Raw genomic sequence first — 25,786 nt, forward strand, 5'->3', positions numbered from 1 at the left:
CCGAACTCTCGCCGAGGCCTAAAATCGGTGGTGTGACGACCATCGATCTGAACAGCGACCTCGGCGAGAGCTTCGGGCAGTGGCGCCTCGGCGACGACGACGCCATGTTGAAGGTCGTCACCAGTGCGAACGTCGCCTGCGGGTTCCATGCGGGCGACCCGCAGACCCTGCTTCTCACCTGCGTGCGAGCCACCGATCAGTCGGTACGGATCGGCGCCCAGGTCGGCTACCACGACCTGGCCGGGTTCGGCCGGCGCTTCATCGACGTCGAGCCCGCCGACCTCACGGCCGACATCATCTACCAGATCGGCGCCCTCGACGGCCTCGCGAAGTCGACCCGGGCCCGCGTCGCCTACGTCAAACCGCACGGCGCCCTCTACAACGCCATCGTCCACCACACCGACCAGGCCCGGGCGGTGGTGACCGCGGTACGCGCCTACGACGACTCGTTGCCCGTACTGGGACTACCCGGATCGGAGTTCCTGCGCGAGGCGGAGAAGGTCGGTCTACGCACCGTCACCGAAGCGTTCGCGGACCGCGCGTACACGCCGGAGGGCACACTCGTGCCCCGCTCCCACCCGGGCGCGGTGCTGCACGATCCGCAGGAGGTGGCCGCGCGCGTCCGGCGAATGGTGGTGGACGGCGTGGTGGAGGCCGTCGACGGATCGTTGCTCCCGATCACCGCCGAGTCCGTCTGCGTCCACGGCGACACACCCGCCGCCGTCGAGATGGCCTCGCAGATCTGGACGGTCCTGGACGCCGAGGGAATCACCGTGGAGCCCTTCGCGTGATCCGTCTCCGGGACGTCGGACGATCCGCGATACTCGCCGAGTTCGAGGATCTCGACACCGTGCTCGGCTACTTCCGGGCGCTGGACGCCGACCCGGTGCGCGGCGTTCAGGAAATCGTCCCGGCGTCGCGGACCCTCCTCGTCCGCTACGACCCCGCACAGGTCACCCGGGACTCGGTCGGTGAGTGGATCACCGGCGCCACCGCCCTGCCGCCGCCGGACCCGGGCGAGGCCGAGGAAGTGCAGCTCGCCGTCCGCTACGACGGCCCCGACCTCGCCGACGTCGCCGAACACACCGGATTGTCCGTGGACGAGGTGGTACGAGCGCACACCGGAACGCCGTGGATCGTCGCCTTCGCCGGTTTCGCGCCAGGCTTCGGCTACCTCGTCGACGGCGATCCCCGACTGCGGGTGCCCCGACGCGCCGAACCACGCACCGCCGTCCCGGCCGGCGCCGTCGCGGTGGCCGGCGAGTTCTCCGGCGTGTACCCGCGTTCGTCGCCGGGAGGATGGCAGCTGATCGGCACCACGGACACGGTCGTGTGGGATCCCGAGGGCACTCCGCCTGCCCTGTTGCGGCCCGGGGTGCGGGTGCGGTTCACCGCGATGTGAGCTGTGAGTCGCCCGGTCGTGGCGCACAATTGAGCGTGACAGAGGAGAAGCACATGCCGTGGCTCGAAGTGGTGCGACCGGGAATCCGGACGACGGTGCAGGATCGTGGCCGACCCGGATTCGCGGCCGTCGGTGTGGGCCGGTCCGGTGCAGCGGACCTGGCGGCTCACGACGCCGCCAACCGCCTGGTCGGCAACCGCTCCGGCGCCGCGACCCTCGAGATCACCGTGGGCGGACTGGCCGTACGCACCGTCGGTCCGGTCTCGGTGGCCGTCACGGGTGCCCGAGTGCCGTTGACCGTCAACGGGTCCGACCGCCCCGACCATGCCCTGCTCCACCTGGCGGGTGGTGACCTGATCGAGGTCGGCCACGCAGTCACCGGCATGCGCAGCTATCTGGCGGTCCGAGGCGGACTGGACGTGCCGCCGGTGATGGGGAGCCGCTCCACCGACACCCTGTCCGGAGTGGGGCCCGCCCCGCTCACCGAGGGCGACCGGCTGCTGGTCGGCGCCGACGTCGGCGCATGGCCCGCCGAGGAGATCATTCCGCCGCCACCGGCCGTCGCCGGACCGACCGTGGTCCGGGTCGACCTCGGCCCGCGGGACGACTGGTTCACCCCGGCCTCGATCCGAGCGCTCTTCGAGCACGAGTGGACCGTCACCCCCGAATCGAACCGGGTGGGCGTGCGGCTCCACGGACCCGGCCCCCTGCATCGTGCCCGCCGCGGAGAACTACCCAGCGAGGCGATGGTCGCGGGCGCGCTCCAGGTGCCGTCCGGCGGGGCGCCCATTCTGTTCCTCGCCGACCACCCGGTCACCGGCGGCTATCCGGTGATCGCCGTCGTCGACGAGGAGGATCTGTCCGCCGCAGCGCAGGCGCGTCCCGGTGACCGGCTCCGCTTCCGCGCCCGTCCCGGCGCGAATCCACACCCCTGACCGGGTGGCTCCGGGAAGATGGCGGACATGGACGCCCACGACGCGAATCGAGACGATCCGGCGCGCGCAGCCCTGACCGGACTGACACCCGCCGAGAAGGTGTCGCTGACCACCGGCGAGAAGTTCTGGCACACGAAGGGCATCGCCCGTGCCGGCATCCCTTCGGTGATGCTGACCGACGGCCCGCACGGGCTCCGCAAGCAGAACGAGGACGGCGAGGGTCTCGGCTTCGGCGACAGCGTGGCGGCCACCTGCTTTCCGCCCGCGGTGGCCCTCGGCTGCTCGTTCGACCCGGACCTGATCGAGCAGGTCGGTCGTGCCGTCGCGGACGAAGCCCTCGCCGAGTCCGTCGGCGTCGTCCTCGGGCCGGGAATCAACATCAAGCGGTCACCGTTGTGCGGCCGCAACTTCGAGTACTACTCGGAGGACCCGTACGTCAGCGGAGTCGCCGGGGCCGCCCTCGTGCGCGGCCTGCAGAGCCGGGGCGTGGGGGCCTCGCTCAAGCACTTCGCGGCCAACAACCAGGAACACGACCGGCTCCGAGTCAGTGCCGACATCGACCCGCGTCCGCTGCGGGAGATCTATCTGCGGGCGTTCGAGCACGTCGTCACCACCGAACAGCCGTGGACGGTGATGGCCTCCTACAACCGGATCAACGGCGTGTACTCCACCGAGAACGCCTGGCTGCTCGATGCCGTCCTCCGGCGCGAATGGGGTTTCGAGGGCCTCGTCGTCTCGGACTGGTTCGCCGTCCACGACCGCGTCGCCGGGATCGCCGCGGGCCTGGATCTCGAGATGCCGTCGAGTGGCGGCGTGGGCGAGGAGCGGGTGCTGCGCGCACTGGCGGAGGGTCACCTCGACGACGACGTCGTGGAGGAGGCCGCGGCCCGGGTGGTCACCCTCGCCCGCCGCGCCGCCGCGAACGCCGATCCGACGGCCACCGCCGATCACGAGGCTCATCACGCCCTCGCCCGCGACGTCGCCGCGCGCTGCGTGGTGCTGTTGAAGAACGACGACAGCCTCCTGCCGCTGGACCGTGACGCCTCGGTCGCGGTGATCGGCGAGTTCGCCAGGACGCCGCGCTATCAGGGTGCCGGCAGCTCCCGGATCCACCCCACGCGGCTGGACAACGCGCTCGACGAGATGCGCGCACTCGCGGGAGAGGAACGGGTGCGGTTCGCTCCCGGCTTCACTCTCGACCGGGAGGCGGTCGACGACGGCGCTGCGGCGACGCTGCTCGCCGACGCCGTGGACGTGGCCGCGGCAGCGGACGTCGCGGTCGTGTTCCTCGGGCTGCCCGCCGATGCCGAATCCGAGGGCTTCGACCGGACGCACCTGCACCTGCCCGACGCTCAACTCACCGTGCTCGACGCCGTGTTCGCCGCCAATCACCGCACCGTCGTCGTGCTCTCCCACGGTGGCGTGGTCGAGTTGACACCCTTCGGGTCCGCCGTGCCGGCGATCGTCGAGGCGTGGCTGCTCGGCCAGGCGGGCGGTGGTGCGATCGCCGACGTCCTCTACGGCGACGTCGCGCCGTGCGGGCGGCTCACGGAGACGATCCCCCGGCGACTCGAGGACACCCCGGCCTACCTGGACTTCCCCGGCGACAGTGCACACGTGCGGTACGGGGAAGGGCTGTTCGTCGGCTACCGCTGGTACGACGCGCGGGAGCAGGACGTGGAGTACCCGTTCGGGCACGGTCTCACCTACACGACGTTCGACTACACCGACCTCGAGGTGACCGTCACCGAGACAGGGCTCGACGTCGGGGTGACGGTGTCGAATACCGGGCCGCGGGCCGGACGGGCCGTCGTCCAGGTGTATACCGGCCTCGCCCGCTCCGCGGTGGCCCGGCCGCCCCGCGAGCTGAAGGGCTTCGCCGGTGTCGAACTCGAGGCCGGTCAGTCGCGGCGGGTGACGGTCGAGGTGTCACGAAAGGACCTGGCGTACTGGGACATCCGGAGCGGGGGCTGGGTGGTCGAGAGCGGGACCTACACCGTCGAGGTCGGCGAATCGAGCCGGGACATCCGCGATCGCGCGCAGGTGCAGGTCATCGGCGAGGAGCCGATCGTGCCTGCCACCGAGGAGTCCACGCTCGGCGAACTGATGCACATTCCCGAGGTGCGCGAGGTGGTGCTGAAGTTCGCCGAACAGGCGATCGGCGCCGACGCCGCGGGGCACCTGGAACAGGACAGGGGCACCCTCGAGATGCTCGGCTCACTCCCGGTCGGGAGACTGCCCGCCATCCCGGGAATCGGCTTCGACGCCGCCGCAGTGCGCCAGTTGATCGAACTGGCCAACAGGTCGCGGAGCGGCGCGTCCTAGCGGCGGCTGCGCGTGAGGGAGGCGTTCAGCGACTCCACCGGATGGATACACCCCCACAGCCCGGCGCCCTGGTACGACTACGGACGGTGGAGAATGCTGCGCTGCCCCCACGGCTCATCGCTGGGAATGTCCCGAGGTGTGGCCGGCCGGACGGTTTCGGAACACTCCTCATCAGAAACTCCCAGAATCTCCAGAACATCGATTCCTTCCTGGGCAATTGGGTCGGAACTCAAGTGCTTTCGTAGTTCTGCCGCACCCTCCGCACGAGCGGATCGTATGGTCGACATCAAAGTACGAGCAAGGACATCGGGACTCGAAGACATAGCCGCACGACTGATATGAAGCGACTCGAGTTCTCCCGCAGCATCAACGACCACCTCCACGAATCCGTCAGGGCTTCGTGAGCACCCCTTGATAGATCCGATTACTTGACGTGTCCGTTCGGCCGTGGCTTGGATCTGAGCGAGTTTCTCGGCATTTTCATGCATCCATTGGTCAGGGTTGCGTCCATGACGATGGTGTAAGAGCCGGATCAGGACGTCACCGGCGTGTCGTAGCCGGAAAGTAGGCGGTCATCGCGTGATTCTTCGAGAGAGCTACCAACTCGACTCGACGAAAGAGCACGCGATGACCACTGCCCACGATATCGACCTGGACCAGTTCCTGACCGATCGCCTCACCGACGCCAGCCCCGACCTGCTGCGCAGCCTGCTGTCCACGTTCATCGACGCGCTGATGGGCGCCGAGGCCGACAGCCTGTGCGGCGCCGGTTTTGGTGAACGCTCCGAGGACCGCACCAACAGCCGGAACGGTTACCGCCACCGGGACTTCGACACCCGCGCCGGAACCCTCGACATCGCGATCCCCAAGCTGCGTCAGGGCTCGTACTTTCCTGATTGGTTACTGCAGCGCCGCAAGCGTGCCGAGCGGGCCCTGACGTCGGTGGTGGCCACCTGCTACCTGCTCGGGGTCTCGACCCGACGGATGGAGAAACTCGTCGACTCGCTCGGCATCACCAGCCTGTCGAAATCCCAGGTGTCGGTGATGGCGAAGGACCTCGACACCCAGGTGGAGGCGTTCCGCAGCCGCCCGCTCGACGCCGGCCCGTACACGTTCGTCGCCGCCGACGCCCTCGTCCTGAAGGTCCGCGAGAACGGCCGGGTGGTGAACGTGCACGCCCTGGTCGCGGTCGGAGTGAACGCCGAGGGTTACCGCGAGATCCTGGGAATCGAGGTGACCTCCGCCGAGGACGGGGCCGGTTGGTTGGCTTTCTTCCGGTCGCTGGTCGCCCGCGGCCTGTCCGGAGTGCGGTTGGTGACCTCCGACGCCCACGCCGGCCTCGTGTCGGCGATCGGCGCCACCCTGCCCGGGGCCGCTTGGCAGAGGTGCCGGACGCATTATTCGACCAATCTCATGTCCCAGACACCGAAGAACTCGTGGCCCTGGGTGCGTGCGCTCCTGCACTCCGTCTACGACCAGCCGGACGCCGATTCTGTTCATGCTCAATATGATCGGGTGATCGACGCCTTGTCGGAGAAGCTCCCAACGGTAGCCGATCATCTCGACTCCGCGCGGGCAGACCTCCTCGCCTTCACGGCCTTCCCGAAGCAGATCTGGCGGCAGATCTGGTCGAACAATCCTCAGGAACGGCTCAACAAGGAGATCCGGCGCAGAACCGACGTGGTCGGGATCTTCCCCGATCGCACCGCCCTGATTCGGCTCGTCGGCGCGGTACTCGCCGAGCAGCATGACGAGTGGATCGAAGGCCGCCGCTACCTCGGCCTCGACGTGCTGACTCGGTCCCGCGGCACCCACGAACCTACCGAGGAGGTGACGCCGGCGGCTCTGACCGCATAACCCCACGAGGAGTCACGCGACGACCGTCGTACACCACGCCCTGGGACTTGACCTTGGTCAGCATCGGTTGGATAGCGAGGCATGCGTTGTCCTTACGGGGAATAGTGGCCGAAAAGTGCTTCTATCTCGGAGGCTCCGGCCCTTACGACTTCGGGAACGGTACCGTCTGAAACCACGTCTCTTGTTTCCCGTAGAATCGGGAGGTCGTCGAGACCCTGCAGCTCCTGAAGTTTGTATGCGATGTGGTCGGCATCCGGGTCGTCGACTCGTCGGCCGAGTTCCGTGAGCACTGCGATGAGCCCGGAACGTCCGCCCCGACGGGCGAGCACTTCGGCCGCCGCAACCTGCACTGCGATGTCCGGATCATGAAGCATCTCGGCCAACCGATTTGCGATTGCCTGATCGGAGATGTGCGGGGACATCGCATAGCATGCCCGCTCTCGCAAACTCCATTCGGAAGAGTGCGACGCCTGGATCAGGATATCGACGGCTTCCCGTCCGTCGGGGTTGTTCATATCGTCGATCATGGCACCTCACCTGGGGTTGCAGGTCGAACGGTACGCTTGAGTTCACGTGGAACCGTAAGCCCTGTATGCGGATTCAGGTCATGGACGATTGAGGTGCCGGAACTTTCTCGGACAGCGACCCAAAGTAAGATTTGGGTGACTGAACGGAGTTGTTTGTGGCACAGAAGAAGTCGCGTCAGTTCAGCCCGGAGTTCCGGGAAACGGCGGCACGTGAGGTGTTCGAGAAGTCTCGGCCGATCGCCGATGTCGCGCGCGATTGCGGGGTAACCGATCAGACGATCCGGAACTGGGTGAAACAGCTCCAGCGCACGAACTCGGCAGCGGATACCGGGTTGTCTTTGCCGGAACGTGCCCGCTTGAAGGAATTGGAGCGGCGGGTCCGGGAACTGGAGGACGAGAACCGCTTCCTGGGAAAATCGGTGGCCTTCTTCGCGAAGAAGCACCGGTAACGGTCAAGTACGCGTTCATCGCGTCCGAAGAAGGCAATTACGCTGTGGTCGATATGTGCCGGTGGGCAGGAGTTTCCCGCTCAGGATTCTATGACTGGCGAAGCCGGAAACCCTCGGCCACCGCGCGGTGGCGGGAAATCCTCGAAGCAGAAGTCCGGTTCTGCTTCGATCATTCCGACAGCACCTACGGTTACCGCCGCGTCCACGCCCAGCTCGCCCGGTGGGGAACCCAGGTCGATCCGGACACCGTTCGGAAAATCATGCGTGAGCTGGGGTTGGTGCCGTGCCAGCCCCGGCCGTTCCGACCGGTCACCACCATCGCCGGCGACGCCGCCGACCTGCCCGACCTGGTGGCACGCGACTTCACCGCCGACGCGCCGGGACGCAAGCTCGTCGGTGACATCACCTATATCCGTACCTGGGAAGGGTGGCTTTATCTGGCCACCGTGCTCGACTGCTATTCGAAGAAGGTGATCGGGTACGCGATGGCGGACCATATGCGCACCGAATTGGTGACCGACGCCCTGCGCATGGCCATCCGGAACCTGCCCATCATGGTCGAAGGAACAATATTCCACAGCGACCGCGGCAGCCAGTACCTTTCCGCTGAATTCGCCTCAGTGGCACAAGAACTCGGCATCGTGCGATCGGTAGGCCGCACGGGAACTTGCTATGACAATGCCTGGGCGGAATCTTTCAATGGAACCCTGAAGAATGAGCGCGTGAACCGCACTCAATACCCGACCCGGGAACACGCTCGAAGGGATATCACCCGCTATATCGAGTTGCGGTACAACCAGATTCGTCTGCACTCCGGAATTGACTACCACACGCCGAACGAAGTAGAGTCCGCGTGGTTCCAGCAGAATCAGGCGGCTTGAGATAACCAAATCTCGCTGTCCGAGAACTTTCCAGCCCCTCAGATGTCGACAACATGTGGGGTAGGCACACCAGCGTGGCTAGCACCGGTGATGTCGACACGCTTGATCCCTTTGCCGTCGCTGTCATACTGAATGTAGTGCGTGACGTTTCCCTGCTGGTCGCGGCGGACCAAGAACCCATTCGGTGGCCCACCGTCATTGGGGAACCTCCCACGCCATACTTGCGCGTTGTCCAACTCCTGCTTCAACGGAATGCGTCCGAGGTGACTGACGCCTGGGATCTTGCTCGCCAGGACCTGCGATCGAGACATCACTGCTGCCCAAATCCGGCTGCCAACCTCGGTACTTCGGCCAACGATCGCAATAATCGTTCGGCCGACAAACCCGGTCGCGGCTACGAGCTTGTCGATCACCGTGCTGATCCTTGCGGCGTACATGGTCACCCTTGCAGCCACTGCGGCACTGCCTCCGGCTGCGGCGCCCCCGGCTGTGACGAAGGCTCCGGCGACTCCGATCGTGCCGATGACTGCCGTTTCCCAAAGAAGCTGGTTCAGCAGATCGAGAATTTCCTCGTGCGCGGTGGCGAGATGGTCAGCGTACTCATCGCATGCGGCCGCCAGACTTGCACAGCAGTCGGCAATGTCGAGCAGCTGCGCCCGATACTCCTCACATGCGTCGGTAACGACGCCTACCTCTGGAGACTGTTGCGCAGCAACCATGTCGATCGCATCATGAATGGGAAGAGCCGCTGTACCCAAGCCGGCACCCGCCAGGCGCCAAGCCGATGCTGCCGAGCGAAGTTTGGATTCATCGCCGTTCGGCCACAGGTAGCCCACTGCAGTTTCCACCAGGCTCCAGCCCCAGGGCGGGTCGTCGTCCCCACCATTCGCGCTCGGAGGTGTCCGCACTGCCGGCCGCGATATCGCCGAAAGATTCGGAGCGGGAGGGTAGTCCGAGGCCGCGGCGTCGGGAGCGGAACCCGGGTCGTCGGCGTTGGCGTGGTTGAATCCAGTCGCGTGTAGGAGGTCCGCGATCTGACCGGCCCCGTCGATCAGATGCGACATCGAGATGAAAAGAGCACCCGCTGCGTCGTCGTACGCTGCAGCAAACTCCTGTCCTGCACTGTCCCATCCAGCCATGCCCGCAAGCCCCGAGAGCTCGGAGAGCGCGTGTTGGGAAACGGCGTCGACTTCTTCGTAGGTTCTGCCTACAGCTTCACCGGCAGTCGCGTAGTCCGCAGGCCTGCATTGAGGTGCCGGAACTTTCTCGGACAGCGACCCAAAGTAAGATTTGGGTGACTGAACGGAGTTGTTTGTGGCACAGAAGAAGTCGCGTCAGTTCAGCCCGGAGTTCCGGGAAACGGCGGCACGTGAGGTGTTCGAGAAGTCTCGGCCGATCGCCGATGTCGCGCGCGATTGCGGGGTAACCGATCAGACGATCCGGAACTGGGTGAAACAGCTCCAGCGCACGAACTCGGCAGCGGATACCGGGTTGTCTTTGCCGGAACGTGCCCGCTTGAAGGAATTGGAGCGGCGGGTCCGGGAACTGGAGGACGAGAACCGCTTCCTGGGAAAATCGGTGGCCTTCTTCGCGAAGAAGCACCGGTAACGGTCAAGTACGCGTTCATCGCGTCCGAAGAAGGCAATTACGCTGTGGTCGATATGTGCCGGTGGGCAGGAGTTTCCCGCTCAGGATTCTATGACTGGCGAAGCCGGAAACCCTCGGCCACCGCGCGGTGGCGGGAAATCCTCGAAGCAGAAGTCCGGTTCTGCTTCGATCATTCCGACAGCACCTACGGTTACCGCCGCGTCCACGCCCAGCTCGCCCGGTGGGGAACCCAGGTCGATCCGGACACCGTTCGGAAAATCATGCGTGAGCTGGGGTTGGTGCCGTGCCAGCCCCGGCCGTTCCGACCGGTCACCACCATCGCCGGCGACGCCGCCGACCTGCCCGACCTGGTGGCACGCGACTTCACCGCCGACGCGCCGGGACGCAAGCTCGTCGGTGACATCACCTATATCCGTACCTGGGAAGGGTGGCTTTATCTGGCCACCGTGCTCGACTGCTATTCGAAGAAGGTGATCGGGTACGCGATGGCGGACCATATGCGCACCGAATTGGTGACCGACGCCCTGCGCATGGCCATCCGGAACCTGCCCATCATGGTCGAAGGAACAATATTCCACAGCGACCGCGGCAGCCAGTACCTTTCCGCTGAATTCGCCTCAGTGGCACAAGAACTCGGCATCGTGCGATCGGTAGGCCGCACGGGAACTTGCTATGACAATGCCTGGGCGGAATCTTTCAATGGAACCCTGAAGAATGAGCGCGTGAACCGCACTCAATACCCGACCCGGGAACACGCTCGAAGGGATATCACCCGCTATATCGAGTTGCGGTACAACCAGATTCGTCTGCACTCCGGAATTGACTACCACACGCCGAACGAAGTAGAGTCCGCGTGGTTCCAGCAGAATCAGGCGGCTTGAGATAACCAAATCTCGCTGTCCGAGAACTTTCCAGCCCCTCACATACGAGCGGTGTCACGACCACATTCTCAGATTCGCAGACACAGCGGACGTGTAATTCGAATGAGCTGTGTGTGCAGATACTTCGAGTGCCGCGAGCGCCTCACGCATCTGTTGAGCTCCCCGCGCCCATTCGAGGTGCGCTTGAAGCTGGGCCGAGGCAGCGTCACCCTGCCAGGTCTCGTGCAATCGAGTCACGCGTGCATCAAGGTCGTCCAACCACTGGTCGACGCTTCGGGTGAGCTCACCGGCCCGGTCGACGATCTGAGCCAATCGTTCGAGGTCAACCGCGAAACTAGTCACAGCTGCCCCTGAATGCCACCCAGATTCTCCCTGGTCGCCGTATCCTGGCTGGCGTAGCTTCGGGCGCCATCGGCCAGCAGGCCGGAAGACATGCGGAGCGCCTCGACTACGCGGCTGGCGCCGTCCTGCCATTCGACCCAAGAGCCTTCGAACTGGTTGGCCGACAATCCTGACCACTCTGAAAGCAGGCAGTCGACTTCGGCCGCGAACGCACGCACGCCGCCATCGATGTCATTCGCGATGTTCTCCACACTGACGCTGGCGTCGATCAGTTCGTCAACTGACACATTCAGTTCGCCCACTTCACACCCCCCGTTGTCCCGCATAACGGTACCAACGCACGGCCGAGTCGACCAGTTTGAATGCGCCCAACGTGTTCGTCGGGCACTTCGCATATCAGGAGTGGCGACTACGGCCGGAGCAGTGACAGGCAGGAGCGGTAAGACGCGCCATTCGCGAGTTGGTACAACTCGCAGAACTCAGCGGCGGCTGCGCGCGACGTCCGCGAGCACGACGCCCGCAGCGACGGAGGCGTTCAGCGATTCCACCGGCCCCGCCATCGGGATGCTCAACACCGAGTCGCACGTCTCACGCACCAGCCGGGACAGGCCCTTGCCCTCCGAGCCGACGACGACCACGACGGGACCGCTGCCGTCGAAATCGTCCAGCGAGGTGTCGCCGCCCGCATCGAGACCGACCACCTGGACGCCCTTCGACGCCCAATCCTTCAGTGTCCGAGTGAGATTGGTGGCACGAGCGACGGGAATCCGGGCCGCGGCCCCGGCGCTGGTACGCCACGCCACTGCGGAGACGGAAGCACTGCGGCGCTCCGGGATCACCACTCCGTGCCCGCCGAAGGCGGCGACCGAGCGCACGACGGCCCCGAGATTGCGCGGGTCGGTGATGTGGTCGAGTGCGACCAGCAGAGGCGGCCGGCCATCGATCCGTGCCCGCTCGATCAGATCGTGGGGATGTGCGTACCGATACGGCGGCACCTGCAGCGCCACGCCCTGGTGCAGACCGTTGGCGCTCATCCGGTCCAGATCGTGCCGGGGCACCTCCAGGATCGAGATGCCCTCGTCCGCCGCCAACTGCACGGACTCGGTGAGCCGGTCGTCGTTCTCCGTGCCGACCGCGACGTACAGCGCCGTCGCGGGCACCCCGGCGCGCAGGCACTCGAGAACCGGATTGCGGCCGAGTACCGTCTCCGGCCCTTCCGCACCCTTCCGGCCCGCGGTCGGGCGTCCTCGTCCGCCCTGCGGGGGACGATCGGCGGCCTTGGCCGCGCGTGCCGCGCGCTTGGCGGCCGGATGCTTGGTGCGCGCCTCGGCAGGCGGCGTGGCGCCGCGGCCCTCGAGCCCGCGCCGACGCTTGCCGCCCGAACCGGCGACCTGCCCCTTCTTGGTGCCGGTCTTGCGGACCGCGCCGCGCCTACTGGAGTTGCCTGCCATTACTGTCCTGCCTCGAGAGACCACTCGGGTCCGTGGGGTGTATCGGTGACGGTGACGCCCGCCTTGATCAGGCGATCACGCACCTCGTCCGCCACCGCCCAGTTCTTCTCCGCCCGCGCCTGCTGCCTGCGTTCGAGCTCGGCGCGCACCAGTACCTCGAGCGCGTCGGAGGCGGCCGAACTCGTCGCCGACTCCTGACGCCAGTGTGGATCGAGCGGATCCACCCCGAGTATCGCAGTCATCGCCCGGATCGACGAGGCGATCTCGCGAGCCAGATCCAGGTCTCCGGATTCGAGGGCGATGTTGCCCTCGCGGACTCGGCCGTGGATCTCCGCCAGCGCCGCCGGAACGCCGAGATCGTCGTCCAGCGCCCGCGCAAACGCCTCCGTCCAGCTGCCGACCGCGACCTCGCCGGCTCGCTCGGTGGCTCGGGTCACGAACGACTCGATGCGCCGGAATGCGGCCGCGCCCTCGTCGAGAGCGGCATCGGAGTACTCGAGCATCGAACGGTAGTGCGCGCTGCCGAGGTAGTAGCGCAGTTCCTGCGGACGGACCTTCTTCAGGACGTTCGGCACCGAGAGCACGTTGCCGAGCGACTTCGACATCTTCTCGCCGCCCATGGTGACCCAGCCGTTGTGCAGCCAGTACCGGGCGAAGCCGTCCCCGGCGCACTTGGCCTGAGCGATCTCGTTCTCGTGGTGCGGGAAGACCAGATCCAACCCGCCGCAGTGGATGTCGAAGGACGCGCCGAGATAGAACTCGGCCATCGCGGAGCATTCGAGGTGCCACCCGGGACGGCCACGGCCCCACGGCGTCGGCCAGGACGGCTCGCCCGGCTTCTCCGCCTTCCACAGCGTGAAGTCGCGCGGGTCACGCTTTCCGGCTCCCGCGCTCTCACCCTGGTGGACGTCCTCGAGCTTGTGCCCGGACAGCCGCCCGTAGTCGGGGTAGCTCCGGACGTCGAAGTAGACGTCGCCGTCGGCCGCGTACGCGTGCCCGTTGTCGATGAGCCGTTGCATCATCTCGACCATCTGGGTGACGTGCCCGGTGGCCCGCGGCTCCGCCGACGGGGGCAGTACGCCGAGTTGGTCGTAGGCCCACGTGAACGACCGCTCGAACGTCGCGGCCCACTCCCACCAGGGGCGGCCTGCCTCGCCGGCCTTGTTCAGGATCTTGTCGTCGATGTCGGTGACATTGCGGACGAACGCCACGTCGTAGTCGTGCGCGGCCAGCCAGCGACGCAGGACGTCGAAGGCGACGCCGCTGCGCACGTGACCGATGTGTGGCTCGCCCTGGACCGTGGCGCCACACAGGTACACCGATGCGTGTCCGGGGGCCAGCGGAACGAAGTCACGCACGGCCCGCGTCTCGGTGTCGTATAGGCGCAGGGTCACGACAGGCCATCCTACCTGGCGGTATCCGGAGCGATCACCGATGCCGTGGCCACCGCCGCGATCCCCTCCCCGCGGCCGGTCAGACCGAGCCCGTCGGTGGTGGTCGCCGAGACCGATACCGGCGCGCCGACGACACCGGTGAGCACCGCCTGGGCTTCGAGCCGACGAGGCCCGATCTTCGGGCGGTTGCCGATCACCTGCACGGCCGCGTTGCCGATCACGAAGCCTTCCTGCTCGAGCAGGCGCCGCACCTCGGTGAGCATGTCGGCCCCGGTGGCACCGGCCATGTCCGGCCGGTCGGTGCCGAACACCGAACCGAGGTCGCCCAGCCCCGCTGCCGAGAGCAGGGCATCGCAGAGTGCGTGCGCGGCGACGTCACCGTCCGAGTGTCCCGCGCACCCGTCCGCGTCCGCGAACAGCAGGCCCGCGATCCAGCAGGGACGCCCCGGCTCGATCGGATGGACGTCGGTACCGATGCCGACTCTCACTGGGGCACTTCCTCTCCGGACGCTGCACCCTCGGCGACGAGGGCGCGGGCGAGTGTCAGATCCAGCGGGGTGGTGATCTTGAAGGCGAGTGGATGGCCGTCGATGCAGGTGACGGTCTCGCCGATCCGTTCGACCAGCCCCGCGTCGTCGGTGGCCAGCTCTCCGGACGCCGCGTAGGCCCGCACCAGCACGTCCGCGGCGAACCCCTGGGGCGTCTGCACCGCACGCAGTCCGGACCGTTCGGGGGTCCCGGTCACCCGGCCGTCGGAGTCGACCGACTTGATGGTGTCGACCACCGGCAATACCGGCACCACGGCGCAGTGTCCCGCCCGGAGTGCGTCGACCACCCCGGCGACGAGGGCGGGAGGCGTCAGCGCCCTGGCCGCGTCGTGGACCAGGATGTAGTCGGCCTCCGGGGCGGCCGCCAGGCCGGCCCGCACCGAATCGGTGCGCTCCGCACCGCCCGCCACCACCGTCACCTCCGGCGGCAGTGCCGTCGCGGTGGACTCACACAGTTCGGCGGGGACGATGACGACGACGCGGTCGACAGCCCCCGAGGTGAGGAGGCCGTCGACCGCGCGAGTCAACATCGATGTTCCGCCGAGATCGACGAATGCCTTGGGCATCGCCTCGGCCAGACGCACGCCACGACCGGCGGCAGGCACCAGCGCCACCACGGCACCGTTCACTGCGGCCACCGGTCGTCGTGTGTGTTCGGTTGTGTTCAGGACGCGGCCGCGAGGACCTCGTCCAGGATGGTCTCGGCCTTGTCGTTGTCCGTACCCTCCGCGAGCGCCAACTCGCCGACGAGGATCTGCCGGGCCTTGGCAAGCATTCGCTTCTCGCCTGCGGAAAGACCGCGATCCTGCTCCCGCCGCCACAGGTCACGCACGACCTCGGCGACCTTGTTCACGTCGCCCGACGCCAGCTTCTCGAGATTCGCCTTGTACCGGCGCGACCAGTTGGTGGGCTCTTCCGTGTGCGGTGCGCGCAGCACCTCGAACACCTTGTCGAGGCCTTCCTGGCCCACGACGTCCCTGACTCCGACGTACTCTGCGTTGTCCGCGGGAACCCGAACGGTGAGATCGCCTTGCGCGACCTTGAGAACGAGATATTCCTTCTGTTCACCCTTGATGGTGCGCGTCTCGATCGCCTCGATGAGCGCCGCACCGTGATGGGGGTATACGACGGTGTCTCCGACCTTGAAAATCATCTGTCCCGTGCCCCTTTCGATCCACCGAGTTTATCACGCCGGAATTTGGCCGTCCCATCAACAGCGCAGGTCAGGGGCCTCGTCGGCTGATCGTAGGGGTTGACAGTGGGTCGGATTCATGCATCCGGTGCCGGGAAAATCCGCGTTCACGTGCGCAGGAACGCGACACGGACGACGAATCCCACTACCCTGTGCGCGCGCCGTCGAGGCTGACTACTACGCTGCCTAGTGGAGTGCGAACCTGACGCCATGGAGGACAACTCGTGACAGCTCTCGACAAGCCGACTCGCCGAGTCGCAACCGCGATCGCCCTCGCCGCGGGCGCAGCCCTCACGTTGTCCGCCTGCGGTGCAGGCCAGGTCAGCCAGACGGCCTCCCAGGCATCGGCCGTCAACGGCAACACCGCCCAGCTCGGCGAACTCGCCCTGCGCAACGTCCACGTGGTCTACCCGGACTCCGAGGAGTACAGCATCGAGCCGGGCGGAACCGCGATCCTGTCGTTCACCGTCATCAACGAGAGCAACGACACCGACGACCGCCTCGTCGACATCTCGACCGATTACGCGTCCGAGGTCGTGATCGACGAGCAGGTCGGTTCCCTGGTGATCCCGGCTCAGACGTTGCTCACCGCGGAACCCGGCGTGAACGTCGAAGACGTCGAGGCCGCGCTCGAAGCTCTCGAGCAGGCCGAGACCGGCACCAGCGAGGACGCGGCCGTCCCGGTCGACGTCCTGGTGGTCGAACTCGAGAACCTCAACGAGGGCGTGCGGCCGGGGCTCACCTTCCCCGTCACCTTCACGTTCGAGAACGCCGGCACCGTCACCGTCGAGGTGCCGGTCGATGCCGGGCCGGTCCTCGAGCGGCACGTCTCCGACAAGTCGCCCATCGAGGGCGAAGGCGGGCACTGACCCTCCCCTCACTCGATCCCCGGAACCCCCGCCGCACTCGCGGCGGGGGTTCCGTCGTTTTGCGGGTACACCTGAGAGCATCGGCAACGCGAATGGGTGCGGCGAACCGGCAACGAGCTCGAGCCCGACGACCCCGCACCCTGTCTGGGCGAGACCTGACCTGCCGTCACAGAGGTTTTGTCGTCATCACAGAGACTTCGCCCGGCCGAGAACCTTGTGCCAGCGACAATTCCTCTGTCATCGAGGCGATCGCGGCGGCTGGCCGACTACGCGACGACCGGCAACCACACCGACCACTGTCGGTCCCTCCACCTAGGCTGCCACCGTGGCGAAAGCGAAGTCCGAGTTCCGATGCTCGGAGTGCCGGTGCACGGTACCGAAATGGGTGGGGCGCTGCCCCGATTGTGGCGCCTGGGGGTCGATGGCCGAGGCGGCACCGGTCCTCGCTGCCGTCGCGTCCCGACCCGGCGCCTCACTCGCGCAGGCCGGAGCGGGCGCGGTGCTGCCCACCACGCCGGCCACGCCACTCACCCAGGTCGACAGCACCACCACCAAGCTCAAACCCACCGGCATCGGCGAGCTCGACCGGGTGCTGGGCGGCGGCGTCGTCCCCGGTTCCGTCGTCCTGCTCGCCGGGGAGCCGGGCGTCGGCAAGTCCACGCTGCTGCTCGAGGCCGTCCACCGCTGGGCCCGGCGCGGGCCGGACGACCGCGCCCTCTACGTCACCGCCGAGGAATCCGCCGGACAGGTTCGGCTGCGTGCCGACCGCACCGGCGCGGTACACGAACGCGTCTATCTCGCCGCCGAATCCGATCTCGCCACCGTGCTCGGGCACGTCGAACAGGTGCGCCCCACGTTGCTGGTGGTCGATTCGGTCCAGACCATGCTCGCCGCCGACGTCGACGGCGTGGTCGGCGGAGTCACCCAGGTCAAGGCCGTCACCAGCGCTCTGACGACACTCGCGAAGTCCAGCGGCGTCCCCGTGCTGCTGGTCGGGCACGTCACCAAGGACGGCGCCGTCGCCGGCCCCCGCTCGCTCGAGCACCTGGTGGACGTCGTCCTGCACTTCGAGGGCGACAAGCACTCCACCCTGCGCATGGTCCGCGGCGTGAAGAACCGGTTCGGAGCAGCGGACGAGGTCGGCTGCTTCGAGTTGCAGGAAGACGGTATCGCCGAGGTCAGCGATCCGTCCGGGCTGTTCCTGCATCACCGGCTCGATCTGGTACCGGGAACCGCCGTCACGGTCGCGATGGACGGCAAGCGACCGCTACTCGGCGAGGTGCAGGCCCTCGTCGCCTATACCAGCGTGCCGGCACCCCGGAGGGCGGTCAGCGGCCTGGACGGAGCACGGGTGGCAATGGTGCTGGCCGTGCTGGACCGACGCTGCCGGGTGACCCTGTCCAAGAGCGACGTCTATGCCGCCACCGTCGGCGGCATGCGGCTCACCGAACCGTCCGCGGACCTGGCCGTCGCCGTGGCCGTTGCCTCCGCAGTGCGTGAACGCCCGATCTTCGGCGGAACTGTGGTGCTCGGCGAGGTCGGCCTGGCCGGGGAGGTGCGGCGAGTGGCCGGGGTCGGCCGACGGCTCGCCGAGGCGGCCAGGCTCGGATTCACCCGCGCGATCGTGCCCTCCGGATCGGCGTGCTCGCACCCGGACATGAAGATCACCGAGGTCGGCACCCTGTCCGCGGCGCTCACCTCGATGGGCATCTGACCGCGGCGACCTGTGCCCGGCGGCTCGGTCAGACCGAGGACGTCTCGAACGGCGACGACGGTGTCCCGTCGACGAAGTTCTTCACCTTCTCGAAATGCTCCGCGCCGACGGTGAGGAACAACGCCCGCGACGTGGCCACGACCGCGTCGGGATCGGCCGTCGGGCCGGACACGATGCGAGCCTCCGCGCTGGTGTACACCTTGCGCCGGACGGTGCCGTCGATGCGGGCGTGGATCTCGAGAACCGACCCGAGCGGGATCGGCCGGGCGAAATCGACCTCGAGGTGGCCGGTGACGACCGCCGTGCCCAGGCTCATGCACGCCATGCCCTGCGCCTCGTCGAACGCCGTGGTAAGGATGCCGCCGTGGATGACCCCGGGGCCGCCCTGGTACTTCTTGGCGACCTCGAGCCGACCCGTGACGTCGAGGCCCTCACCGGCGACGAACGTCATCGTCATCCCGGCAGGCTGGTCGTCCCCGCAGCCGAAGCACTTCGACCAGTGTTGCGGCAGCTGTCCACCGGGCGCGGGGAAGCTCGGGGCCCGCTCGGGCGCCGCCAGGTCGTCGGGCAAAGTCCAGGTACTACTCATGAGCAGTTAATCTAAATGCGGCGCCACGGCCCCTCCGGCGGTGGACCCGGACAAAGTGACGTCTACCTCACTAGGAGTGTTGCGCAGATGAACGAGGCCGAGCAGTCGGCGACGTTGCGTAACACGCTGGCCCGGCTCGCCCCCGGGACCGGACTACGCGACGGGCTCGAACGCATCCTCCGTGGCCGCACCGGCGCCCTCATCGTGCTCGGCTACGACGAGCGGATGGAGAACCTGTGCGACGGGGGTTTCGTCCTCGACGTCGACTTCGCCCCTACCCGCCTGCGCGAGTTGTCGAAGATGGACGGCGCCGTCGTGCTGTCCACCGACGGTTCCCGCATCGTGCGCGCGAACGTCCAGCTGGTCCCCGACCACACCATCGCCACCGTCGAATCCGGAACCCGACACCGTGCTGCCGAACGCACCGCCATCCAGACCGGGTTCCCGGTGGTGTCGGTCAGCCAGTCCACCGCGATCGTCAGCGTCTACATCGACGGGACCCGGCACGTCCTGGCCGGCTCGGATGCCATCCTGGCTCGGGCCAACCAGGCCGTCGCCACCCTGGAGCGGTACAAGGCCCGGCTCGACGAGGTCACCCGGCAGCTGTCCGTGGTCGAGATCGAGGACTTCGTGACGCTGCGGGACGCGTTGATCGTCGTCCAGCGCCTCGAGATGGTGCGCCGCGTGTCCGTGGAGATCGCGCGCGATGTACTCGAACTCGGCACGGACGGAAGGCAGTTGGCGCTCCAACTCGAGGACTTGGTGGGCGACAACGACCAGGCCCGCGAACTGATCGTGCGCGACTACCACGCGGGCGAGGGCGCAGTCTCGATCTCCGAGGTCGAGCAGTCACTCGCCGCTCTGGACCGCATCACGGACGCGGATCTGCTCGATCTGACGACCCTGGCCCGGGCCCTGGGCTATCCGTCGACGATCGAGGCCCTCGAGGCACCGATGAGCCCACGGGGTTACCGGGTCCTGCATCGGGTACCGCGGTTGCAGTTCAGTCAGATCCACCGGCTCGTCGGGTCCTTCGGCACCCTGCAGGCGCTGCTCGCGGCGACGGCAGCGGACCTGCAGGCCGTCGACGGGATCGGTGGGCTGTGGGCGCGGCACATCAGGGAAGGGCTGTCCCGCCTCGCCGAAACGGCGATCACGAACCCCTACGACTGACGTCCTGCACTGTTCCTGGGAGGCGCGCTCGACGCGTCAGCCGAGGTTGAACGGCTCCGGCGCGCTGCGCAGCTCACCGATCTGGCCGACGACGGTGTACGCGCCCGGGCCCACCGGCTCACGAACGGGCTCCGGCTGATCGACGCACTCGGGAGTGGACGTCTTCACCGACCACTTCACGTTGAAGACGGCCTGCTCGCCCGGGGCGAGCGAGCGCACGTCCGGCTCGGTCTGCGGGAAGCAGTCCGTGTTCGACCACAGCCGCCGGTTGCCGTCGAGCGAATAGACGAGAACCTGCTGGAACCCGCTGCCGAGATCCCGGTCGCACTGCGCATCGCCGATGTTGGTGATGATCGTGGTGAACGTCGGCTCCTCGCCCGCCGGGTACGTGGGCTTGTCGCGGCTCACCTTGATCGCCAACGACTGGTCGGCGCACTGGCCGGGCGCCACCGGCGGCGCGGGAGTAGACGACGTCTCCGACGTCGCGGTGGTCTCCGAGTCGTCGTCACGGTCGTCGTCGGAACTGCCCGAACCCCCGCCGGACCCACCCGAACCCGAACCCGAGTTCGCGGACGAGGTGGCGCTCGCCGAGACCGACGTGGGCGTCGCGTCCACTTCGACACCCGTGGTGCCCGCCTCCGCTGTCTCGGACCCGCCACGCAGGGACACGATCAGCCACACCACGAGAATCAGCGCGAGGACGATGGCGCCGAGAGCGAGCGCGCGTCGGCGCCAGTAGATCTCGGGTGGCAGCGGACCGTTGGGTTGGAACACGACCTCAACGGTAGTTCGGCGAGGTCGCTCGAGTGATCAGCGAGCGCGGCGTGTCGCCGCCCGCCGGATGATTCAGCCCGAGACTTCTCCCACATCGCCGAGGACACCCTGCAGCTTCACCTGGCCGTCGGACAGCTTGTAGGTGACGCCGACGATGGCGCAGGCACCCTTCTCGACCCGCTCGGCGATGATCCGCGAACGTTGCATCAGGAGCGAGCCGGTCTCGGCGACGTGCCGTGCCTCGAGCTCGTCGACGGTGGTCAGACCCTCGTTACGGCCCATCAGGATGGACGGAGTGACACGTTCGACCACGTCTCGGATGAACCCGCCGGGGACCTGGCCGTGGTCGAGAGCGTCGAGCGTGGCCTTCACCGCACCGCAGCCGTCGTGGCCGAGGACGACGATGAGCGGGACGTTCAGCACGTGCACGGCGTATTCGATGGATCCGAGCACGGAACTGTCCACGACGTGACCGGCGGTGCGGACCACGAACATGTCCCCGAGGCCCTGGTCGAAGATGATCTCGGCGGCGACCCGCGAATCGCCGCACCCGAACAGCACCGCGGTGGGGTGCTGCGCGTCGACCAGCTTCGCCCGATCGGCGATGCCCTGGCTGGGGTGCACTGACGCGTCGGTCACGAAGCGCTCGTTACCCTGACGCAAGGCCTTCCATGCGGAGACCGGATTCGAATTCGGCATGCCCACATTGTGCACCCGGACACATGACGGGCATGCAGCCGGAACGTTTCCACTGGGATATGAGAAGCGCTCGAGCTTTCGAGAGGACGTGTGAGCAGACGTGACGATCGACCCGGACGCCCTCCTCACCTGGTATCGCGCCGAGGCGCGTGACCTGCCGTGGCGGCGTGCGGGCGTCACGGCCTGGCAGGTCCTGATGAGCGAGATCATGCTGCAGCAGACCCCGGTCGTCCGGGTGGCGCCGATCTGGGAGGAGTGGGTGCGGCGGTGGCCGGTGCCCTCACTGATGGCGGCGAGCAGCCAGGCCGACGTGCTGCGGGCCTGGGGAAAGCTCGGCTATCCGCGCCGCGCGATGCGACTGCACGAATGCGCCCGGGTCCTCGCCACCGATCACGCCGACGAGGTGCCCACGGACGTGGACACGCTGCTCTCGCTCCCGGGCATCGGCGACTACACGGCGCGGGCGGTGGCGTGCTTCGCGTACGGCCAGCGTGTTCCGGTCGTCGACACCAACGTCCGGCGCGTGATCGCGCGTGCCGTGCACGGTCGCGCCGACCAGGGCAACCCGGCTCGCCGCGACATGGACGACGTCGCGGCGCTGCTGCCGCGGACGCGGGCTCGCGCCGCGACGTTCTCGGCGGCGGTGATGGAACTCGGCGCCACGGTGTGTACCGCCAGGAGCCCGGACTGCGATCGGTGCCCGCTGCCGCGGTGCGCGTGGCAGGAAGCGGGCCGCCCCGCCGCGATGGGCGAGCGGCGCAAGGTGCAGAAGTTCGCCGGCACGGACCGGCAGGTGCGCGGGAAGCTGATGGCAGTGCTCCGTGAGGCGCCCGGGCCGGTCGAGCGTCCGCTCCTGGACATCGTGTGGCCGCAGGACCCGGGTCAACGCGATCGGGCCCTGGATTCGCTGCTCGTGGACGGGCTGGTGGAACAGACCGTCGACGGCCTGTTCGCCCTGGCCGGGGAGGGTGCCGAGCCCGGCCTCACCGCACGCGGGTGAGGAACTCCTCGACCGCGGCCCGATAGCGCTCCGGCTGGTCGTCGTGCACGAGGTGCCCGGCATCGGCGATCCGGACGTGCGTCGCCTCGGGGCCGATCTCGGCCATCTTCGCCATCTGCCCCTCCGGGGTGATGGTGTGCTCGCCCTCGATGAGCAGCGACGGCACTCGCACCGACGCCCACTGCTCCCAGAAATCCCGGGTGCCCCACTCCTCCGAGATGTCCCGGAAGGTCTCCACCGCGCCGTGCAGGTACCAGCCGTCGGGCCTGCGGTCGAACGAGTCCAGGAAGTACCGCCCCGCCACCGGGCCGAAGTGGTCGAGCATCGCGGCTTCGGAAGGGAACGGCTGCGGCCATGCCGCGATCATCGTCGCCCAGTTCTCCGCGGTGCGGCCGCGGAAGTCCGGGGCCATGTCCTCGACCACCAGTGCGCGAACCAGTTCGGGGCGGGTGGCCGCGAGCATCCATCCGTGCAGCCCGCCCATCGAATGCCCGACGACGGTCAGGGGCTCGTCGAACCGGCCGGCCTCGCGTCCACCGTCGAGATGCCGCACCAGGTCCTCGACGAACGCCTCGGTGGTCAGTTCCGGTGGCGCGGGCCGCCCGTGGCCGGCGGCATCGAAGGTGTACACGTGGCCGAACTCGCGCAGCCACGGCAGGTGCCGGTGCCAGGTGCGGGCGCTGCCCATCAGCCCGTGCAGCAACAGGATCGGGCGTCCGGTTCCGCCCTCGTCGTGCAGCGGATGCAGGTCCACCTCACGCGGTGCGTGCAAGTCCATGACGCCACGGTAACGGAGTAGTCTCACGTCATGGCAGTGGTGAAGATCAACGCAATCGAGGTGCCCGAGGGCGCCGGTCCCGAGCTCGAGAAGCGGTTCTCGAACCGTGCCCACACCGTGGACGATTCGCCCGGTTTCCTGGGCTTCCAGCTCCTGCGCCCCACCGCGGGCGAGAACCGCTACTTCGTCGTCACCCAGTGGGAGGACGAGGAGTCGTTCGCCGCGTGGCGGGACGGCCGGGCGAAGGAAGCTCATGCGGGCGAGGCCCGCAACCCGGTGGCCACCGGGTCGGCTCTCCTCGAGTTCGAGGTCGTCCTCGACGTGAACGCGGCCCCGAAGTCCTGAATCCCTCCGATTGACACGGCACCGAGCGGGTGCCACAGTTTCGCTCTACCTCGCGATGGTTCGGCAGGAATCCGGCACTCGCTCACTCGCCGGAAGCATCGGTGGATCCGGCACGTCTGGCGCTGCTCTCCGCCGCGATCGTTCTGCTGGCGATGCTCGCGTTGTACGTCGTCGGGTTCGATCAGGGTGCGGTGTCCCGCACCGGCATGTTCATGCACGAGCTGATGCACGACGGCCGGCACCTGCTGGGTCTGCCATGCCACTGACCGATTCCCCCGCGCCGACGTCGCGTACCGAATCGCTGGTCACGCTCCTGCTCCGCGGGCTCCTCGCGGGCCTCGTGGGGGGCGTCCTCGCCGGTGGCGTCGCATTCGTACTCGGTGAACCGCACATCGACGCGGCCATCGCGATCGAGGAGTCGGCCGGGGCGCACGAGCACGACGCCGTCGAGTCCGGCGGCCATTCTCACGACGAGGACGAGGCTCTCGTCAGCCGCACCGGTCAGCGCTTCGGGCTGTTCCTCGCCACCGGGCTGGCCGGAATGGCGCTGGGTGCGGTGTTCTCCGTCGCGTACTACTACCTCCGCCTCCGGCGTGTCTCCGCGTCGAGCGCGCCCGCGTTCGGTCTCGTTCTGGCGGGGCTCGCGTGGCTGGCCGTCGAAGCCGTTCCGTTCTTCAAGTATCCCGCGAACCCGCCGGCCGTCGGCGATCCGGAGACGATCACGCAGCGCACCTGGCTGTGGTTCGCATCGGTCGTACTCGGGCTGATCGCGGTGTCCGTCGCCGCCGGGGTCGCCCGGGCCGTGCGGGATCGGCAGTTCCTGAGCGTGCGGGTCGCCGCCCCGGTCGCGGCCTTTCTCGCCGTCGTCACCGTCGGCTACCTGATCCTGCCGAAGATCGACGAGGTCGCCGACGACTTCCCGGCGTCGCTGCTGTGGGAGTTCCGGCTCTCGTCCCTCGCGGTACAGGCGACGCTGTGGCTGGTGCTGGGTATGGCCTTCGCGTTTCTGACCGAGCGGGCCGCTCGAATCAGGCGCCGAGCGGGCCGCTCGAAACGACGCCGAGCGGGCCGCTCGAATCACACGCTGAGCGGGCGTCAGCCGGTGGGGCGCGAGCGGTGCACCTGGAACGGGTCCAGCCGGTCCGGAGGCGCCTCGAGCGCGTTTCGGTCCCAATTGCCCAGTTCGGCGTCCGCCTCGTAGGTGCTCTGCAGGAAGTCGAGCACCGCGGCATCCGGATCCGTTGCGGCACGAACCTTTTCGTACGGCAGCAGGAACTGGACGAAGTCCTTGCTCCAGAAGGCGTCAGCCGGCCGAACCGGGTAGTCGGCGAATCCGTCGGGCTGCGGGTAGGCGTAGGCGTAGAACGCGCCTTCCTCACCGCCACCGGGCCAGAATCCACAGCTGCTGAGTTCGTGCGAGTAGCCCTCGACCATCACCCAATCGCCGCAGTTCGGCGCACCGCCGGGGTGAGTGGGTGCGGTACGTCCGGAGAACCGGGTACAGGCCATGTCGAAGGATCCCCAGAAGAAGTGCACCGGGCTGACCTTGCCGATGAATCGGGAACGGAACTCGTGGATCAGGCGGTCCGCCTGGAGAAGCTGCCGCCAGAACAGGTGCACGGCGTCTGCGTCGTAGGACCGGTGTTCGGTGTCCTCCGCGAACGGGATCGCCGGATCGACCTCGTTCGGCGTGGCGCTGATGTGTGTCTCGACGCCGAGTTCCTTCAGCGCAGTGAGAGTCTCGTCGTAGAAAGTCGCCACCGTCTTCGGCACCAGCGGGATGCCCGCCGCACCGCCGCGGCTGGTACGGATCTTCAGTTCGTGGTCGAGGAAGTCGAATTCGATGTCGAACGATTCGGCGCCGTAGGGGATGCTCGACGTCGTCAGCCCGCGGGGCGACACGTAGAGCGGGACCTGCCACCAGTGATTGAGCAACGGCGCGTGCGCCATCCGGATCTTGCCGACTATCTGCGTCCACATGTGCAGGGTGTTGCGAGTGTCGGTCCAGTCGTCGACCCGGAGCGCCGGCCACACCTGTTCCGGAGTCTTCCTC

General features: G+C 67.6%; 28 protein-coding genes and 1 pseudogene. 14 read left to right on the forward strand and 15 right to left on the reverse strand.

Going from position 1 to position 25,786, the window contains the following annotated elements; genetic code table 11:
- Positions 1–32 precede the first annotated feature (32 nt).
- The 4 genes from G4H71_RS07640 to G4H71_RS07655 are packed head-to-tail and all read left to right on the forward strand — an operon-like array spanning position 33 to position 4,662.
- Positions 33–791, forward strand: a complete 759-nt coding sequence (locus G4H71_RS07640) for a LamB/YcsF family protein (RefSeq protein WP_072740153.1) — start codon at positions 33–35, stop codon at positions 789–791.
- A complete protein-coding gene (locus G4H71_RS07645; RefSeq protein WP_072740163.1) occupies positions 791–1,402 on the forward strand; it encodes a 5-oxoprolinase subunit B family protein in 612 nt (203 codons plus the stop codon). The genes G4H71_RS07640 and G4H71_RS07645 overlap by 1 nt, the downstream gene beginning before the upstream one ends.
- Positions 1,403–1,455: 53 nt before the next feature.
- Entirely contained in the window at positions 1,456–2,337 is an 882-nt protein-coding gene (locus G4H71_RS07650; protein WP_072740154.1) for a 5-oxoprolinase subunit C family protein, read from the forward strand.
- Positions 2,338–2,364: 27 nt separating this feature from the next.
- Positions 2,365–4,662 carry a glycoside hydrolase family 3 C-terminal domain-containing protein gene (locus tag G4H71_RS07655; protein ID WP_217631290.1) on the forward strand — a complete coding sequence of 766 codons (2,298 nt, stop codon included), beginning with the start codon at positions 2,365–2,367 and terminating at the stop codon, positions 4,660–4,662.
- Between the two features lie 77 nt (positions 4,663–4,739).
- Here G4H71_RS07655 and G4H71_RS22865 read toward each other — a convergent pair whose 3' ends face one another.
- Complete coding sequence (locus tag G4H71_RS22865) at positions 4,740–5,150, reverse strand: YbaB/EbfC family nucleoid-associated protein (RefSeq protein WP_072740156.1); 411 nt, start codon at positions 5,148–5,150, stop codon at positions 4,740–4,742.
- A gap of 139 nt (positions 5,151–5,289) precedes the next feature.
- Between G4H71_RS22865 and G4H71_RS07665 the strand changes: the two genes are divergently transcribed.
- Positions 5,290–6,519: an IS256 family transposase gene (locus G4H71_RS07665; RefSeq protein ID WP_072740403.1), complete on the forward strand. Its 1,230-nt coding sequence runs from the start codon at positions 5,290–5,292 to the stop codon at positions 6,517–6,519.
- A gap of 92 nt (positions 6,520–6,611) precedes the next feature.
- Here G4H71_RS07665 and G4H71_RS07670 read toward each other — a convergent pair whose 3' ends face one another.
- Positions 6,612–7,046: a HEAT repeat domain-containing protein gene (locus G4H71_RS07670; RefSeq protein WP_072740411.1), complete on the reverse strand. Its 435-nt coding sequence runs from the start codon at positions 7,044–7,046 to the stop codon at positions 6,612–6,614.
- A gap of 155 nt (positions 7,047–7,201) precedes the next feature.
- Here G4H71_RS07670 and G4H71_RS07675 point away from each other — a divergent pair.
- Positions 7,202–8,376, forward strand: a protein-coding gene (locus G4H71_RS07675) for an IS3 family transposase (RefSeq protein WP_185280442.1) whose coding sequence is annotated in 2 segments (ribosomal slippage) — positions 7,202–7,457 and positions 7,457–8,376 — 1,176 coding nt in all. Because the reading frame shifts where the segments join, the coding sequence is not laid out codon by codon here.
- Positions 8,377–8,414: 38 nt separating this feature from the next.
- Here G4H71_RS07675 and G4H71_RS07680 read toward each other — a convergent pair.
- Positions 8,415–9,515 (reverse strand): WXG100-like domain-containing protein, encoded by a 1,101-nt coding sequence (locus G4H71_RS07680; RefSeq protein ID WP_083343351.1) that lies wholly within the window; start codon positions 9,513–9,515, stop codon positions 8,415–8,417.
- Between the two features lie 175 nt (positions 9,516–9,690).
- Here G4H71_RS07680 and G4H71_RS07685 point away from each other — a divergent pair.
- A protein-coding gene (locus G4H71_RS07685) for an IS3 family transposase (protein ID WP_185280442.1) occupies positions 9,691–10,865 on the forward strand; the annotation gives its coding sequence in 2 pieces (ribosomal slippage) (positions 9,691–9,946 and positions 9,946–10,865; 1,176 coding nt in all).
- 54 nt (positions 10,866–10,919) lie between these two features.
- Here G4H71_RS07685 and G4H71_RS22870 read toward each other — a convergent pair.
- The 7 genes from G4H71_RS22870 to carD all read right to left on the reverse strand — a co-directional run bounded on the left by G4H71_RS22870 (position 10,920) and on the right by carD (position 15,753).
- Positions 10,920–11,207, reverse strand: a complete 288-nt coding sequence (locus G4H71_RS22870; protein ID WP_072739988.1) for a WXG100 family type VII secretion target — start codon at positions 11,205–11,207, stop codon at positions 10,920–10,922.
- Positions 11,204–11,509, reverse strand: coding sequence for a WXG100 family type VII secretion target (locus G4H71_RS07695; protein WP_169847192.1), 306 nt, complete (start codon positions 11,507–11,509; stop codon positions 11,204–11,206). Before G4H71_RS07695 ends, G4H71_RS22870 begins: the two co-directional genes overlap by 4 nt.
- Positions 11,510–11,686: 177 nt before the next feature.
- A complete protein-coding gene (gene rlmB, locus G4H71_RS07700; protein ID WP_072739990.1) occupies positions 11,687–12,658 on the reverse strand; it encodes a 23S rRNA (guanosine(2251)-2'-O)-methyltransferase RlmB in 972 nt (323 codons plus the stop codon).
- The gene (cysS, locus tag G4H71_RS07705) at positions 12,658–14,052 is read right to left on the reverse strand and encodes a cysteine--tRNA ligase (RefSeq protein ID WP_072739991.1); all 1,395 of its coding nucleotides are present in this window, start codon (positions 14,050–14,052) and stop codon (positions 12,658–12,660) included. The genes rlmB and cysS overlap by 1 nt, the downstream gene beginning before the upstream one ends.
- Positions 14,053–14,063: 11 nt before the next feature.
- The gene (gene ispF / locus G4H71_RS07710; RefSeq protein ID WP_072739992.1) at positions 14,064–14,540 is read right to left on the reverse strand and encodes a 2-C-methyl-D-erythritol 2,4-cyclodiphosphate synthase; all 477 of its coding nucleotides are present in this window, start codon (positions 14,538–14,540) and stop codon (positions 14,064–14,066) included.
- The gene (gene ispD, locus G4H71_RS07715; RefSeq protein WP_072739993.1) at positions 14,537–15,238 is read right to left on the reverse strand and encodes a 2-C-methyl-D-erythritol 4-phosphate cytidylyltransferase; all 702 of its coding nucleotides are present in this window, start codon (positions 15,236–15,238) and stop codon (positions 14,537–14,539) included. Before ispD ends, ispF begins: the two co-directional genes overlap by 4 nt.
- 26 nt (positions 15,239–15,264) lie before the next feature.
- Positions 15,265–15,753 (reverse strand): RNA polymerase-binding transcription factor CarD, encoded by a 489-nt coding sequence (gene carD, locus G4H71_RS07720; RefSeq protein WP_072739994.1) that lies wholly within the window; start codon positions 15,751–15,753, stop codon positions 15,265–15,267.
- A gap of 263 nt (positions 15,754–16,016) precedes the next feature.
- Here carD and G4H71_RS07725 point away from each other — a divergent pair, with 263 nt between their 5' ends.
- The gene (locus G4H71_RS07725) at positions 16,017–16,661 is read left to right on the forward strand and encodes a copper chaperone PCu(A)C domain-containing protein (protein ID WP_072739995.1); all 645 of its coding nucleotides are present in this window, start codon (positions 16,017–16,019) and stop codon (positions 16,659–16,661) included.
- Between the two features lie 325 nt (positions 16,662–16,986).
- The gene (radA, locus tag G4H71_RS07730) at positions 16,987–18,375 is read left to right on the forward strand and encodes a DNA repair protein RadA (RefSeq protein ID WP_072739996.1); all 1,389 of its coding nucleotides are present in this window, start codon (positions 16,987–16,989) and stop codon (positions 18,373–18,375) included.
- Positions 18,376–18,403: 28 nt separating this feature from the next.
- Here the strand turns inward: radA and G4H71_RS07735 are convergent, their stop codons facing one another.
- Positions 18,404–18,964 carry a PaaI family thioesterase gene (locus tag G4H71_RS07735; protein WP_072739997.1) on the reverse strand — a complete coding sequence of 187 codons (561 nt, stop codon included), beginning with the start codon at positions 18,962–18,964 and terminating at the stop codon, positions 18,404–18,406.
- A gap of 87 nt (positions 18,965–19,051) precedes the next feature.
- On the opposite strand from G4H71_RS07735, the gene disA reads away from it, so the two are divergent.
- Entirely contained in the window at positions 19,052–20,137 is a 1,086-nt protein-coding gene (disA, locus tag G4H71_RS07740; RefSeq protein ID WP_072739998.1) for a DNA integrity scanning diadenylate cyclase DisA, read from the forward strand.
- Positions 20,138–20,173: 36 nt separating this feature from the next.
- On the opposite strand, the gene G4H71_RS07745 is transcribed toward disA, so the two are convergent.
- Positions 20,174–20,911 (reverse strand): hypothetical protein, encoded by a 738-nt coding sequence (locus G4H71_RS07745; protein ID WP_072739999.1) that lies wholly within the window; start codon positions 20,909–20,911, stop codon positions 20,174–20,176.
- A 72-nt stretch (positions 20,912–20,983) separates the two neighbouring features.
- Positions 20,984–21,610 (reverse strand): carbonic anhydrase, encoded by a 627-nt coding sequence (locus G4H71_RS07750; RefSeq protein WP_072740000.1) that lies wholly within the window; start codon positions 21,608–21,610, stop codon positions 20,984–20,986.
- A gap of 100 nt (positions 21,611–21,710) precedes the next feature.
- On the opposite strand from G4H71_RS07750, the gene G4H71_RS07755 reads away from it, so the two are divergent.
- Positions 21,711–22,610, forward strand: coding sequence for an iron-sulfur binding domain-containing protein (locus tag G4H71_RS07755; RefSeq protein ID WP_072740001.1), 900 nt, complete (start codon positions 21,711–21,713; stop codon positions 22,608–22,610).
- Here G4H71_RS07755 and G4H71_RS07760 read toward each other — a convergent pair.
- The gene (locus G4H71_RS07760; RefSeq protein WP_072740002.1) at positions 22,594–23,388 is read right to left on the reverse strand and encodes an alpha/beta fold hydrolase; all 795 of its coding nucleotides are present in this window, start codon (positions 23,386–23,388) and stop codon (positions 22,594–22,596) included. The genes G4H71_RS07755 and G4H71_RS07760 overlap by 17 nt on opposite strands.
- A 30-nt stretch (positions 23,389–23,418) precedes the next feature.
- Here G4H71_RS07760 and G4H71_RS07765 point away from each other — a divergent pair, with 30 nt between their 5' ends.
- The 3 genes and pseudogenes from G4H71_RS07765 to G4H71_RS07775 form a co-directional block, all read left to right on the forward strand.
- Complete coding sequence (locus G4H71_RS07765) at positions 23,419–23,733, forward strand: antibiotic biosynthesis monooxygenase family protein (RefSeq protein WP_072740003.1); 315 nt, start codon at positions 23,419–23,421, stop codon at positions 23,731–23,733.
- Positions 23,734–23,834: 101 nt separating this feature from the next.
- A complete protein-coding gene (locus G4H71_RS07770) occupies positions 23,835–23,999 on the forward strand; it encodes a CbtB domain-containing protein (protein ID WP_246442462.1) in 165 nt (54 codons plus the stop codon).
- A pseudogene (locus G4H71_RS07775) lies at positions 23,990–24,760 on the forward strand (CbtA family protein); the annotation flags it as partial. The gene G4H71_RS07770 and the pseudogene G4H71_RS07775, both read left to right, overlap by 10 nt.
- Positions 24,761–24,828: 68 nt before the next feature.
- Here G4H71_RS07775 and G4H71_RS07780 read toward each other — a convergent pair.
- A complete protein-coding gene (locus G4H71_RS07780) occupies positions 24,829–25,713 on the reverse strand; it encodes a DUF5996 family protein (protein ID WP_246442765.1) in 885 nt (294 codons plus the stop codon).
- Positions 25,714–25,786 lie beyond the last annotated feature (73 nt).

The sequence above is a fragment of the Rhodococcus triatomae genome, from assembly GCF_014217785.1.
Lineage (GTDB): Bacteria > Actinomycetota > Actinomycetes > Mycobacteriales > Mycobacteriaceae > Rhodococcus_F > Rhodococcus_F triatomae.